This window comes from Polaromonas sp. C04, assembly GCF_002002705.1.
Taxonomy (GTDB): domain Bacteria; phylum Pseudomonadota; class Gammaproteobacteria; order Burkholderiales; family Burkholderiaceae_C; genus Rhodoferax_A.
The window spans coordinates 134,456-146,997 of the sequence record NZ_MUNS01000031.1 but is presented as its reverse complement, the minus strand read 5'-3'; the positions used below and the strand labels follow the sequence as shown (position 1 = coordinate 146,997).

The following is a 12,542-nucleotide window of genomic DNA, read 5'->3' as shown; positions in this document are numbered from 1 at the left end:
ATCCACATGAACTGGAAGCCCTGTGCCAAGAGCACGGCGCGCAACCAAAGCGTCTCGCACCAGTGCATCGGGGGCATTGCGACAAACCGTACGCGATTAGCCGAATTGCTCGCGCTGGCGATGTTCAGACGGCGATACTGGGAGATGGTCTGCAAATAAGTCCAAGAAGAATACGCTCTGTGCAAACGACAACGTTCATTCCGAGATGGATCGGACCATCCGATGTTCAATCGCACCAAACACACTCCGCCCCATTACATCGAATACCTCGAAGCGCAACACGTCGCCAAACTTGAGAAACGGCGTACTGGCATCACCGTGACTGATCATTTCCGCTGCGCGGCGTTCGGCCAAGCACGCCGAACCGACCTGACGGTAGCCCTTGTTCGAAACCGTACCCGATCCCAGAATTGTGCCGGCCCCCAATCGCCTGCTGTACGCAAGATGAGCGATCAGCTCGCCGAAGCAGAAATCCATCTCGCGTCCGTTGGGATGACCAAACCAAGCGCCGTTGCGAGATACGCGCAGATCCAGATGAATGCGCCCGTGGCTCCAAGCCGGCCCGAGCTCGTCAGGGGTGACGGCCACGGGCGCAAAAGCCGTCGCCGGCTTGGCTTGTATGAATCCGAAACCCATGCCGAGCTCCCTGAGCATGTGAGCGCGCATGCTGACGTCGTTGAGCAGCGTGACCAGCTTGATGTGTTGCTGGGCATCGTCTGACCTCGTACCCATCGGAACGTCGCCAAGAATGGCCGCGAACTCGCCCTCGAAATCCGGATCATCGCTTTCACTGGGAATGGGATAGTCGTCATGGGGGCCAAGGAATGCGTCGCCTTGCCTCTGCACCAGGATGGGAACCCCCGGAATCTTCTTTACGGTCACCTTGTAGGCTTCTTCCAGAATGTCTCCGTGGTTCAGGAACGCAGAAGCGTCGACAAACTGATAGGCGCGTGGCAAGGGGGCCATGCAGTTCACCGGGTCAAAGGCGAAGGCCCCGGCTTCCTGACCTGCGTTCAGGCGCTCGGAGATGACGTTCAGCTGAGGCCCTGCAACCGACCAGCGCTCCAGCGCCGCTTGCAAGGTTGGCGCAACTTGCGTGGCAGCCACGGCGGTCGTCAGGTCACTCGAGACCACAACCAGTTTCCCGTCTCGGGTTGAGTTCTTGATGGAGGCTAATTTCATGTGTTTTTGCTGGGTCGCGGTGCCCGTGAGGACGGCTGATTGCTACAGGTCAAGGACGAGAACAGGCGTCTTGGATCGCGAGACACACGGAACAACGTGGCGGTACGACGTCCGATCGGACGCGGACAGAACATCGTCGCGGTGATCAGGGACGCCGTCCAACACGCCAGTGATGCAGGTTCCGCAGATGCCAGATTCGCAGGAAGTCGGTATTCCGACGCCCTCCTTGGCGAGCGCGGCAACGATGGTTTCGCTCGGGCCGACGTCTACAGATCGACCCGTTCGCGCAAGGCGGACCGTGAACGCCCCGGCAGCCACCGTGCTGACAGGAAGCGCGCCGAAGTGCTCGACATAAATATTGTCCTCGGGCCAGCCCTGCGTGTGCGCCACCCCCCTTGCCGCCTCGATGAACGGCCGCGGTCCGCAGATGTACAGGTCGCAGCGGTCCGAGCCATCCGCCAGGATCCGGCCCAGCTGCAATCCAGTCGCCTCGGCGTCTAGGCTCAAGTGCAGCGTCGTCAAGTCCCTGAAAAATGGTGCGCCCAGCAAGTCGGCGAAGGTGGCATGGGCATACGAACGCGCAAAGTAGTGCAGATGAAAATCTTCCTGTGTGGCGACCAACTGACGGGCCATCGCCAGCAGTGGGGTGATGCCAATCCCTGCCGCTAAGAGGAGATGCCGGCCAGCACCTGCACGCAGTGGGAAGTTGTTGCGCGGCGCGCTGATGCGCAGCAGGTCCCCCTCGCGGAGCGCGTCGTGCACGTACCGAGATCCGCCGCGTGAGCTCTCCTCCAGCTTGACCGCGATTGTGTACTGGCTGCTGTCGGACACCTCGCCGCAAAGCGAGTACTGGCGCACGATCCCGGACGGCAGGTGCACATCAATGTGCGCGCCGGGCGTGAAGCGGGGCAACGGACTGCCGTCGGTCGCGGCGAGTGTCAGCACACGCACATCGAGCGCTGCGGGATCCAACTGCCGGACGCGGACACCGAGCATGCCAGCTGCCGCCTTCTCGCCCGCCCGCGTCGCGGCCGTGAGGGTCTCGTCGTTCATACTGAGCCACCTCGTCTCAGTTCGTCCCCCAGAGAGGCGGCCGCCTTGCCGAACAGCGTCGCATCGTTGCTCACCAAGACAAATGAGAAACCACGCGCCGCGGAACGCAGCGCCGCAGCAGCATCCTGCGCTGCTGCGCCGCAGGGAATCTGGCGGACGCGGCATGCCGACAGCAACCGGTCGACCAAAGCTTGCAGTTCACTGTGCGACGCGGGAAGTCCTGAAGTGAGCTGCAGGTCTCCCATACCGAGAAATGCGGCGTTGACGCCTTCGACATCGAGTACCGCCTCCACCTCCTCGAGGACGGAGCGGTCCTCGAGTTGCACGCAGCGCAGCACGCGTTCGTTTCCGTCTTCCAGGTATTCATCGAGGGGTTTCAGCCCCCATCGTCCGGCGCGCGACGTGATCCCCAGTCCCCGTTGGCCGCCCGGGCTGAACAACATGCGACTGACAGCATGGCGCGCCTCGGGCGCGCTACGCACGCGTGGCACGAGCAGCCCGTCGGCGCCGCTGTCGAGCAGACGCTGGATGTCGTTGCTCGCCTGATCAGGTGTTCTCACCAAGGCGGACATGCCCAGGCCCTGCGCATGCGCGATCAGCTTGTAGGTCGACTCGAGTGACAGCGGAGCGTGCTCCGTGTCGATGGTGACGAAATCGAATCCAGCATTCGCAAGGAGCTCCAAGGTTTCAAGCGTCGGCAGCTTGACCCAAGTTCCGAAGAGGCACCGCTGCGCGGTCTTCAATCGTTGCAAAAAGGCAGGTGTGCTCATTTGCGGTCCTTGGAAGGCAAGGGTTTGCGATGGCCCCACGGGCGACCCGTGCGCAGGAAGCGATCGCTGGCCCAGGTGTCCTCTGCGATGAACCGGGTACCTGTCGCCAATTCGAACTCGAAGCCATCGGGCGTGGCCACATAGAACGAGACCACCCCGTCGAGCGGGTGTGACCCCAGGTCGCGTGAGAGCGTGATGCCCGCATTCAGCAGTCGGTCGCGCACTTCGCCCAGGCTGTCCAAATTGGCGATGTCGGCCATGACGTGCACCGTGCCGGGAGGACGTTGTGCCATCTGCGCGAACGCAAAGCTGTGGTGTCGGGCGTTGCAACGCAAAAAGTAGACGCGGGAATGCCCCTCCATCCATGCCGCGTCGCTCAGCCGCAACCCCAGGCCCTGGATGTAGTAGTCGAGCGTCGACTGGGAGTCGGCCACATTCACGGTGACATGGCCGTTGCCGCAGGCGCCGGACTCGAACGAGGTTCCCGTCGGCGATTGAAACGGGATGCGCAACGCCGTGTTCGGCCCCCAGTAGATCTCGTTGCACAAACCATCCGGATCGACCGCGACGATCATGTCCTCGACCTTGCGCGCGGTCTTCTCTTCGAAAGATGCGTCGCGCACGCCGCTGCCGAGCACGCGCAGGCGCTCGCCTACTGTCGCCAGCTCGCGCGGTCCCGCGACTTCCCAGCCAACGGCCGACAGGCCCGTGACAGGCGCCGCATGCACGGCGATCCGGTAGTCGCGCTCGGCATCGGTGCGCAACTGCAGTTCGCCTGCGGGGGCGTCCGACACTTGCCCGAAGCCGACGAGGGCGGCGAAATTCTGCCACCAGTCGAGCGCCCGCACGCCGAGCCGGAAGTAGCCAAGCTGGAGGATTTCAGGCGCAGGATTCGTCATGGACAGATGTCTCTTGGAATGGATAGTCGGCTTCGTTGCACAGCCAGCCCGGCTTCTCCACGAAGTCGGGACGCGGCGGCGAGAAGATGTCGACCAGTTGGACCCACCCTTCGCCAACATCCTGCGTCGTGTGGAGGACCTGGGCAGGCATCACGATGACTGAGGGACTGCCCACTGCGTGATGCTCGTCGGTGCGCCATTGGGTCATGTCGGTCGACCAGGGATAGCGCAGGTGGTGCACGAAGTGCCCTTGCAGCGCGAGTGACGCTTGGTCGAAGTCGTCGTGCGCATGTGGGGTCATCTTGCGCGTGTCGCGACGGAAATCACGCGGCACAAACGCGTTGACCAGTAGATTGGTCGAGCGGAACGGCCGCGCTGGACTGTCGGGCTTCTTGTACTGCTCAAGCGGATAGTGCCGCAGCTTGAAGCCGCCAGGGGGCGGCGGCGGTGGGGCATCGGGCGCCTGGACGGGATAGCTCTCCGCGTTGCTAGCCAAAGCCGCGAGATCCGCCGCCCGGTGCGAAAAAACGCGGGTGACCCATCCACTGCCGTGAACCGTGATTGCGCTCTCGCCTGGAGGCACGATCGTCAACGTGTCGCCTTGGCCATCGGATGCGACGGTTTTGCCGCCGGCCTCGATGCTAACCTCGAGTCCGCCAGGGACCAGAAGCATGTATTCGTCGGGATGGTGGGTGCGCTCCAGACGAACGCCAGCCGTAACGCGGGAGATCGCTACAACAAAGGTGCGACCTCGTGTCAACCATGTCTGCATTCCGTCAGATCCGGTGATTTGCGGCGGGGTTTCGCCGGGCTCGCAGACGCTCGCTTTTGGAATGGGTGTTTGCATTATGGTGTGGGCCTTGAAGGGGTTATTCGGGTTTGAAGCCCGACGCTTTGATGATGGGTTCCCAGTACTGCATCTCCGCTTCTTGGACGTGCGCCAATTCGGCGGCATTGCGGAATGTCGGAATGTCGTTCAGGCGGCTCGCCATGGCCTCCTTGACATCCGGCATTTCAAGAACTTTCCGGACGGCATCCTGCATGCGGTCGATCTGCGCCTTCGGCGTCTTGGCCGGTGCCCACATGGCCTGCCAGGCCTCGCTCTGCACGTTGGGAAAGCCCTGCTCGGCGAACGTGGGAATGTCCGGCGTCAGGGGCGAGCGTTTCGCGCTGAACACGCCGATCACACGCAGCCTACCGGCACGGTGGAATTTGAGCATGTCGTCCATAAGACCGATGGCCGCCGGCACCTGTCCGGCAAGGAGGTCGGTCACCATAGGCGTCACTCCCTTGTACGGGACGACCTGTAGATCGATCCCAGCGGCTTTCGCGAACTGCATGCCCAGAAAATGCGTCTGACCACCCAACCCCGTACTCCCGAATGTGGCCTTCTCAGGGTTGGCCTTTACCCATTTGAGGTATTCAGGAACACTACTGACACCGATCGAGACCGGAACCGCAAATCCAAGAGCGTAGGTCGTGAGACCCGCAACCGGCGCAAAGTCACGCTGGTAGTTCCACTTGATCTGGTTGGCAAACACCAGTGACTGGAATGTGAGTACGGCATTGTTTGCCACCATGAAGGTGTTGCCATCGGGTGCCGCAGCCACAAGGGCGTTCGCCGCACGGACACCGCCAGCACCGGGCAGGTTTTCGACGATCACCGGTTGGCCCAGCACTCCCGGCAACTTGTTCGCAATCAAGCGAGCCACGGCATCGGTGCCGCCTCCCGGCGTGAAGCCGACGAGCAGCTTGATGGCTTGTCTATGGGACTGGCCATGGGCGAGGCCCGCGGCAAGCAAGGCGGCCGCTGCTAGCAGTCCGCGACGGTTCAGGTGAAACATGTCAAACATCCTCATTTAGGGTCGAGCCATTGATGGCGCGATGAGTTCAGCAACCCACACCACCAGTGGTGTGCAGGCACAAAGAAGAGAAGGCAAGCGTTCAGGCGCCGTCGCCGGTGCCAGCGCTTCCGTAGAGGTCGCGATCCTCAAGCAAGGTGCGCCAAGTCTCGTCGGCACCATAGACCCCGCCAAACGAGACGATGTCGCTGTACTTAAGGTCACTGCCGCGCGCCAGCTTCGGCGGCTCGCCTGCCATGAACTCCTGCACTGCCTGCAGCACCTGGTTGCGCATCAGAACCAACGCCCGGTCAGAGGAGCAAAGCTGCTCGCGCGTGCGGTCCATTCGCGGCCCCTGGCTCATGAAGATGGCGAAGTCCTCGGTCGCGAAATGCTGAGGAAACCCGGAAAAGAAGCCGCGCTTCATCACTGAACGGCTCTGGCCCCAGTTGTTAGTCGCGTCGCCGGGAGGAAGCGGCGGAAAGTTCATCGGATCCGGCGTTACGGAAAGCTGAGTGATGCCGATCGGGGCATGCAGGTTAAAGTGCACGAACCACGCGCGATGGTGGGTGTCGTCCACCGGCACCGAGAAGAATGCAGTGGCGGGCCCCTTCTCCTCGGGGGCCGTGATGAAGCCGTACCAGGGCATGACAAAGTTGTTGACGCGGGCGTAGTTCCGGCCATCGCCGAGCGCGCGAACGGCGGCATAGCGAAACCCATACGGGCGTTCCTCGAATTCGAACGTTGGCTTCGAACTCTTCGCGAGGTTCACGCGCTCGTTGCCGCCACTTGCTAGCGCGACAAACGACTGATGCAAGGCGCCGGCATGGGTAGTGTCTACCGTTGCCTCGACGCCCTGCAGCCAGTTGCTGGGCACAAGTTGCGTCGTGATTGCGAGGTGGGAGTCCGGAAGGCGCGTGAAAGGAAAGTCCGGGAACACCGGTGACTCACCCTGGCCGAACCATGCCCAGAGGATGCCGCCCGCCTCGCGAACGGCGTACTGATTGCTGCGAATCGATTTGCAGAACGTTTCCTCGTTACCTGCATGATTCGGCGCCTCGATAACTTCGCCCTGAACGTTGAGCTTCCAGCCGTGGAAGATGCAACGCAGCCCGTCGTGTTCGTTCATGGCCAGAGCCATCGATGCTCCGCGATGGGGGCATTGCTCATCAAAGACGCCGGCCTTTCCGTTGCCGGCGCGGAACGCAACGTAGTCGCTTCCATTGAGCCGAACGCGCATGGGAGCACCACCAGCCTCGAGCACGACAGACGGCAGAACGGGGAACCAGTAGTGCTGCCTCAGCATTTCGCCGAGCGGAGCCCCGTTCTCCACAAGGGTGATAAGGTCGTTTCTTTCTTTGGTCAGCGCCATTCGGTCTCCTTGTCAATGATGTCGATATAGTAGGCGCGGGCGCTGCCTTGGCATAGTGCTCTCGAACTGCATTCCGCCTGCCGGAAAACCTTCAGATATGCACGACTGTTCTTGTACCGTCCGCCGACACTGAGGGTCTCTTACACAGCAGGATCCTTGTTATGCCAATCCACATCGCAGAGGCCCCGGGCCGTCCGTTTCGCCTTGCCGCCAGCGAGATGTCCGGGGTCCAAATCGATCTCGTACAGCGCATCCTTTCGGGCCCGCGCAAGGACCTGCCGATCAATATGGAGATCTGGCTGCACAGCCCCCACTTCGCTGAGGTGGCCAACAGCTTTGCCGAGTACGTCGGCCACCGCGCGCCGATGAGCAAGCGAATCAAGGAAATCACGATCCTCGTCGTGGCTGCCTATTGGGGCTCGCGGTTCGAGTGGTTCTGGCACGAGCGATTGGCGCGTCAGCTCGGAATCGACGAGAGCCAGATAGCACAACTGAAGGAACGTCAGGCGGCGGGGTTCGAGGATCCTGCCGAACAGACGGCCTACGATGTTGCGTTCGCCATGATGGAGCGGCGCGACGTTGACGACGAGTTGCATGCGCGCGCTATCCGCGATCTAGGACATGCGGCGGTGGCCGACCTCACCGGCCTGATTGGCCTGTACTCGATGGTCGCCTTTACGCTTGATTTTTACCGTGTACCGTTGCCTGACGTCGAAAACTAGCCAACTTGCCGCTGGCCTTGGTCACTGGCAAAGGCTTCGGCGATCTCCGCGGCGGTGCTCTTGAGCACGGGAAGGAACTGCTCGACCATTTTCCGGGAAATCAACCTGCCAAACACCGTCATGCCGAGGGAAGCGATGGCTTCTCCCTCGATGCAGATCGGCACCGCAACCGTGGCAGATTCGCTGCCCCGACCAGGGCGGCGCACTGCAAAACCGTCATGCCGGACCTGTGAAAGTGTTCCGCGAATCTCCTCCATCCTTGCTTGACGCGGCGCATCAAGCGAAAGCTCGAAGAGGTCCAGGAGGCTGTTGCGCTCGGCGGCGCTGCAATGCGCCAAGTACACCTGCCCCATCGCGCTCTCGGTCAGGCTGAGACGGTGGCCGATCGTGGTGCTGTGCACCGCCAGAGGGCTGTACGGCATGGTGCTGTGGGCCACCACCATCGCCTCCCCATCGCGGACCCCGATTGCCAGTGGCCACTTGATTTCACGCGTTACACGCAGGGCGATCGGCGCCCCGGCCGTCACCACCTTGGCTTGTTCCGAGTATCCGGCAGACAACTCACGCACCTTGGCGCTGAGCGCATATTGCCCACGTGCAGGATCAACTTGGACGTAACCTTCTTGTTGCAGCGTAGCAAGAATTCGGAATATGGTCGATTTCGGCAGGCGCGTCTGCCCGTGCAGTTCATGGATCGTCCATCGCTGCGCAGTGTTCATCAGACGCAGCACTACGAATGCACGCGCAACCGCTCGAATCAGATTGTCGTCCATGATGCGACGAGCTTATCAGTGCGCGGTCGAGCGCCTGCGGGCACAACGGAACAATTCTGCCGACCGCGGATTACCAGCTTCAGAAATACAGGAAGCGCTTGCCGCCGCATACCGCAGCTATGAAGTCGTTCGCTGCGATCTCCCTCGGATAGGTTTGGCGTGGGCACGCGCCTTCGCCCATCAGTGGCTCAAGAAATCCAGCACCATCCGGTTGAACTTGTCCGCATGCTCCCACTGCGCCCAGTGGCCGCACTGATTGAAGATGTGCATCTCGGCGTTCGGAATGCCCCAGATCACGCGCAACCCCACGTCCATTGGCACGAAACGGTCATCGCGTCCCCAGATCACCAGCGTCTGCGCCTGGATTTCGGACAAGCGGTGACCGTAGTCGGTGAACTGCTTCGGATTGATCTGCAGGCTCTTGACGCTCCCTTTCTCTTGCGCCGCTGCAGTGCCGGAGTGTGGACGTGTGATCTTGACTGCGCGCACCTGATTACCCATGTGCACGCCACTGTGGCCGATGTTCATGAAGCGATGTGGACGCGGGGCATTCACGATGCCACGCGCGAAAAAGACCTGCTGCTGGCAGCGCATTTTGTCGATGCGGCTTATGTGTCGGCCGAGCTGCTCATGGGCAGCCGAGCTGATTACGGCGTCGACCTGGTCGGGCCGCCGCGCGCCAATCCCACCTGGCAAACCAAGGTCGAGGGCGCCGATACCAAGGAGCAATTCAAGATCGATTGATGAGGAGGGCAAGCTGTATCACCGGGTCCACTTTCCAAAGCGCGCGTGCGGCGCTTGTCGCGCTCGGGCGCCTTGCACCAAAGCCAAATGGGCGCCACGTCTACTTTCGCTGCATCCGCAGGCGCAGCATGAAGCGCTGTCTGCGGCCCGGCAACGCCTGGGCAGCGAGGAAGGGTGGCGGTTATACGCGCGCCGCGTCGGAATCGAGGGCACCTTGTCGCAAGCAGTTCGCGCATGCGGATTGCGCCACACGCGTTACCGGGGATTGGCGAAAGCGGGCCTGCAGCATGTAGCGACGGCAGCCGCCATGGATGTCGAGCGGGTCACAGCGTGGCTGAGCGGCCAGCCTCAGGCCAAGACACGAACATCGCGTTTCGCTCGGCTGGCGACATGAATTGAACAATTCGCCAGCAGTATCCTCCCGTTAGTCGGTCTGAAGGTATACTTTGCGCAACAGACTTGTCAGGGTTTTGCGCTCGGTCAGGCCCAAGCGCGAGGTGGCATCGATTTCAATGGCATAGGCCGTCTGCTCTGCCAATGGGAGCGTGGCTTTACCCGTTTCGGTGAGGTGCAGGCCTTGTGCGCGGCGGTCAGTCGGGTGATCGCGTTTTTCCAGCATGCCGAGTTTTTCCATGTGCTGGATTATGCCGACCAGGTTGGGCGGCAGGATGTCCAGGGTGGCGCACAACTGGCGCGAAGTGATTCCAGGGTTGTGGCCGATGAGCGTGAGTACCGAAAACTCGACCGGACGCAGGCTGAACTGCGCCATTCGCGGCAGGAATTCTGCAATCACCACGAGCGCAGCGCGGCGGGCGTTGTAGCCGATCAGGGTTTCTAGAAAAGATGTGTCCACCCGACCGACCGCCTTGCCGGGCGGAACTGGCACCTTCGTTGCCGGCGCCGATTGGCGGGCTCTGGTCTGGTTGCGCAGTGTTTGGGTAATCGATTTTTCGGCCATGGTGCTTGACAAATAAGGCCGGGTGAGGGTAGAACCGTCATCATAGCCGGGGCGGTTCATACCTTGAGCGCCTCCAGGACCATGCCGCGGCGCATGGCCAACTCGGGCCATACCCACCGGATGAACGCTTGGCCACCGTTCCCAGGCGCACCGGCCGCTTCCAGGCGGGTCCAGGCCCAAGCCATCAATGCAATGGCCGTTGCGCGCAAAAAGTCACTGGCAACGGAGTAAAGCTTTTCCGGCGCAGCGGCATCGCAGGACTCGATGGCGGCCAAAAGATCACGCAACAGGGAAAAACCTTCTTGCGTGCGTTGAGCCGATGCCGAGTTGCAGCCATGCAGGTCGGCTTGCAGTCCATTGAGGATGGTAGCGAGGCCCCTGCCCTGGTCGGTCAACACCTTGCGAAACAGCAGATCTTGCGCCTGGATCTCGTTGGTGCCTTCATAAATCATGGCCACGCGCGAGTCGCGCACAATTTGCTCAATCCCCCATTCGCGCACATAGCCATGACCGCCAAAGACCTGCAGGCAATCGCTGCTGCCATGAAAGGCCTGGTCGGTCCAACTGGCCTTGAGCACCGGGGTGACCAGGGCGCACCACTGGCCGGCCTGCTGGCGACGGGCACTGTCCGGGTGGTGTTTGGCCACATCGAGCTCAATGGCTGTCTGGTACGCCAGCACGCGTCCGGCATCAACCCAGGCGCGCTGGGTATCGAGCAGGCGCTGCACGGCCGGGTGCCGGGTGATGAGGTCGGCGGCTTGCGACGTGTCGCGCGGACCCGGCGCACGCATCTGGCGGCGCTCTTGCGCATAGGCGTTGGCCTTTTGCCAGGCGGCATCGAGCAGGCCGACCCCCTGCAGGGCCACATGTAGGCGCGCTGCGTTCATCATCAGGAACATAGCGTTCAGCCCCTTGCCATGCTCGCCCACCAGCCAGGCGGTGGCTTGGTCAAAGCGCATCACGCAGGTCGGGCTACCGTGCAGGCCCATTTTTTCTTCAATTCGCTCGCAAAACACCGCGCTGCGGCTACCGTCCTGGTAGAACTTGGGCACCAGGAACAGCGACAGGCCCTTGGGCCCGGGCGGGCTGTCAGGCAGGCGGGCCAGCACCAGATGCACGATGTTGTCGCTCAGGTCATGTTCGCCGCCCGAGATGAAGATCTTGGTGCCGCTGATCTGGAAGCTACCGTCTGGCTGCGGCAAGGCCCTGGTGCTGACCAGTCCCAGGTCGCTGCCGGCGTGGGGTTCGGTCAGGCACATGGTGGTCAGCCATTCGCCGGTAGCGACCTTTTCCAGGTAACACGCCTTGAGTTCATCAGAGGCGTGGTGCTTGATGCACTCGTAGGCGCCATGCAGCAGGCCGGGCGCCATGGTCCAGCCGTGGTTGGCGGCACTGAGCCATTCGTAGAGCACCATTTCCAGCACAACCGGCAGGCCCTGGCCGCCATCTTGTAGCGCGCCGGACAAGCCTGGCCATCCTGCCTGCCAGAACGCCTGGTAGGCGGCCCGAAACCCTGGCGGCATGGTCACGGCGCCGTCATTGAAGCGGGCGCCGATTTCGTCGCCGTCTCGGTTCAGGGGCGCCACCACTTCGCCCACGAACTTGCCGGCTTCTTCCAGCACTTGGCGCATCAGGTCGGTGTCTGCAGATTCGACCAGGACCGGCAACTGGGCCAGTGTGTCTTGGGCGCGGAGCACATCGAACAGCATGAACGATGCGGCGGCGGCGGAAGGTTGGTAGGAGTTCATGGCGACGGCAGTTGCAAGCGAGTGATGAGGTCAGCGCAGCGAAGGCATTGCGCTGGCTGGGTTGAAGCAAAACCCAGCCAGCCCCTGGGGCATGACAGGGCGGCGGGGCATCAGGAATCGGCCGAGAAGCCGATTTCCTTGACAATGCCGCGTCATTGTTCGGCATCTGCCTTGGCGTCGGTCAGCCAACTGGTCGGGCGTGGAAGATTGCACGTCCATGCCGACCTGGACTAGGCTGTCTATCACGTCTTTGTGCGCCAGCGCGGGCTGCAGATAGGCTGCTGCGCGGCGGCGGGCTTCCGGCGTGGCCTTGGCTGGCAAGAAGAAACCGTATCCTCGCGGCGCATCGTGGGTTGGTCCATGAGTGAGACCATGTAGGCCAAGATGGTCAGCGATGCGCTGTTGATGGCGCGGGCGCCGGAGTACACCACGCGACATCTGGGCGTGGCTCAAGCCGGAACCGGACATCGAACCGGGCAT

14 protein-coding genes are annotated in these 12,542 nt (G+C 62.1%); 3 read left to right on the top strand and 11 right to left on the bottom strand.

Features of this window, described 5'->3' with window-relative positions:
* Positions 1–195: 195 nt before the first annotated feature.
* The 7 genes from B0E49_RS11580 to B0E49_RS11555 all read right to left on the bottom strand — a co-directional run bounded on the left by B0E49_RS11580 (position 196) and on the right by B0E49_RS11555 (position 7,117).
* Positions 196–1,182, bottom strand: a complete 987-nt coding sequence (locus B0E49_RS11580; RefSeq protein ID WP_077562359.1) for a fumarylacetoacetate hydrolase family protein — start codon at positions 1,180–1,182, stop codon at positions 196–198.
* Positions 1,183–1,224: 42 nt separating this feature from the next.
* Positions 1,225–2,235: a PDR/VanB family oxidoreductase gene (locus B0E49_RS11575; protein WP_077562358.1), complete on the bottom strand. Its 1,011-nt coding sequence runs from the start codon at positions 2,233–2,235 to the stop codon at positions 1,225–1,227.
* Positions 2,232–3,005 (bottom strand): HpcH/HpaI aldolase family protein, encoded by a 774-nt coding sequence (locus B0E49_RS11570; protein WP_077562357.1) that lies wholly within the window; start codon positions 3,003–3,005, stop codon positions 2,232–2,234. The genes B0E49_RS11575 and B0E49_RS11570 overlap by 4 nt, the downstream gene beginning before the upstream one ends.
* Positions 3,002–3,904 carry a VOC family protein gene (locus B0E49_RS11565; RefSeq protein WP_168175046.1) on the bottom strand — a complete coding sequence of 301 codons (903 nt, stop codon included), beginning with the start codon at positions 3,902–3,904 and terminating at the stop codon, positions 3,002–3,004. Before B0E49_RS11565 ends, B0E49_RS11570 begins: the two co-directional genes overlap by 4 nt.
* Positions 3,885–4,751 carry a cupin domain-containing protein gene (locus B0E49_RS20530; protein WP_168175045.1) on the bottom strand — a complete coding sequence of 289 codons (867 nt, stop codon included), beginning with the start codon at positions 4,749–4,751 and terminating at the stop codon, positions 3,885–3,887. The genes B0E49_RS11565 and B0E49_RS20530 overlap by 20 nt, the downstream gene beginning before the upstream one ends.
* A gap of 22 nt (positions 4,752–4,773) precedes the next feature.
* The gene (locus B0E49_RS11560) at positions 4,774–5,748 is read right to left on the bottom strand and encodes a tripartite tricarboxylate transporter substrate-binding protein (protein WP_286137949.1); all 975 of its coding nucleotides are present in this window, start codon (positions 5,746–5,748) and stop codon (positions 4,774–4,776) included.
* 100 nt (positions 5,749–5,848) lie between these two features.
* Positions 5,849–7,117, bottom strand: coding sequence for a Rieske 2Fe-2S domain-containing protein (locus B0E49_RS11555; RefSeq protein ID WP_077562354.1), 1,269 nt, complete (start codon positions 7,115–7,117; stop codon positions 5,849–5,851).
* A 161-nt stretch (positions 7,118–7,278) separates the two neighbouring features.
* On the opposite strand from B0E49_RS11555, the gene B0E49_RS11550 reads away from it, so the two are divergent.
* Entirely contained in the window at positions 7,279–7,839 is a 561-nt protein-coding gene (locus tag B0E49_RS11550) for a carboxymuconolactone decarboxylase family protein (protein WP_077562353.1), read from the top strand.
* Here B0E49_RS11550 and B0E49_RS11545 read toward each other — a convergent pair.
* Together B0E49_RS11545 and B0E49_RS11540 are read right to left on the bottom strand one after the other, a co-directional pair.
* Positions 7,836–8,612 (bottom strand): helix-turn-helix domain-containing protein, encoded by a 777-nt coding sequence (locus tag B0E49_RS11545; RefSeq protein ID WP_077562352.1) that lies wholly within the window; start codon positions 8,610–8,612, stop codon positions 7,836–7,838. The two genes, B0E49_RS11550 and B0E49_RS11545, sit on opposite strands and share 4 nt — an antisense overlap.
* Before the next feature lie 180 nt (positions 8,613–8,792).
* The gene (locus tag B0E49_RS11540) at positions 8,793–9,224 is read right to left on the bottom strand and encodes an alpha/beta fold hydrolase (protein ID WP_353647353.1); all 432 of its coding nucleotides are present in this window, start codon (positions 9,222–9,224) and stop codon (positions 8,793–8,795) included.
* Here B0E49_RS11540 and B0E49_RS20900 point away from each other — a divergent pair.
* A complete protein-coding gene (locus tag B0E49_RS20900) occupies positions 9,114–9,356 on the top strand; it encodes a hypothetical protein (RefSeq protein WP_286137948.1) in 243 nt (80 codons plus the stop codon). The two genes, B0E49_RS11540 and B0E49_RS20900, sit on opposite strands and share 111 nt — an antisense overlap.
* Positions 9,256–9,750, top strand: coding sequence for a transposase (locus B0E49_RS21020; RefSeq protein WP_353647352.1), 495 nt, complete (start codon positions 9,256–9,258; stop codon positions 9,748–9,750). The genes B0E49_RS20900 and B0E49_RS21020 overlap by 101 nt, the downstream gene beginning before the upstream one ends.
* 30 nt (positions 9,751–9,780) lie before the next feature.
* On the opposite strand, the gene B0E49_RS11530 is transcribed toward B0E49_RS21020, so the two are convergent.
* Both B0E49_RS11530 and B0E49_RS11525 read right to left on the bottom strand, forming a co-directional pair.
* Entirely contained in the window at positions 9,781–10,374 is a 594-nt protein-coding gene (locus B0E49_RS11530; RefSeq protein WP_077562350.1) for a MarR family winged helix-turn-helix transcriptional regulator, read from the bottom strand.
* The gene (locus B0E49_RS11525; RefSeq protein WP_077562349.1) at positions 10,371–12,062 is read right to left on the bottom strand and encodes an acyl-CoA dehydrogenase family protein; all 1,692 of its coding nucleotides are present in this window, start codon (positions 12,060–12,062) and stop codon (positions 10,371–10,373) included. The genes B0E49_RS11530 and B0E49_RS11525 overlap by 4 nt, the downstream gene beginning before the upstream one ends.
* Positions 12,063–12,542: the final 480 nt, after the last annotated feature.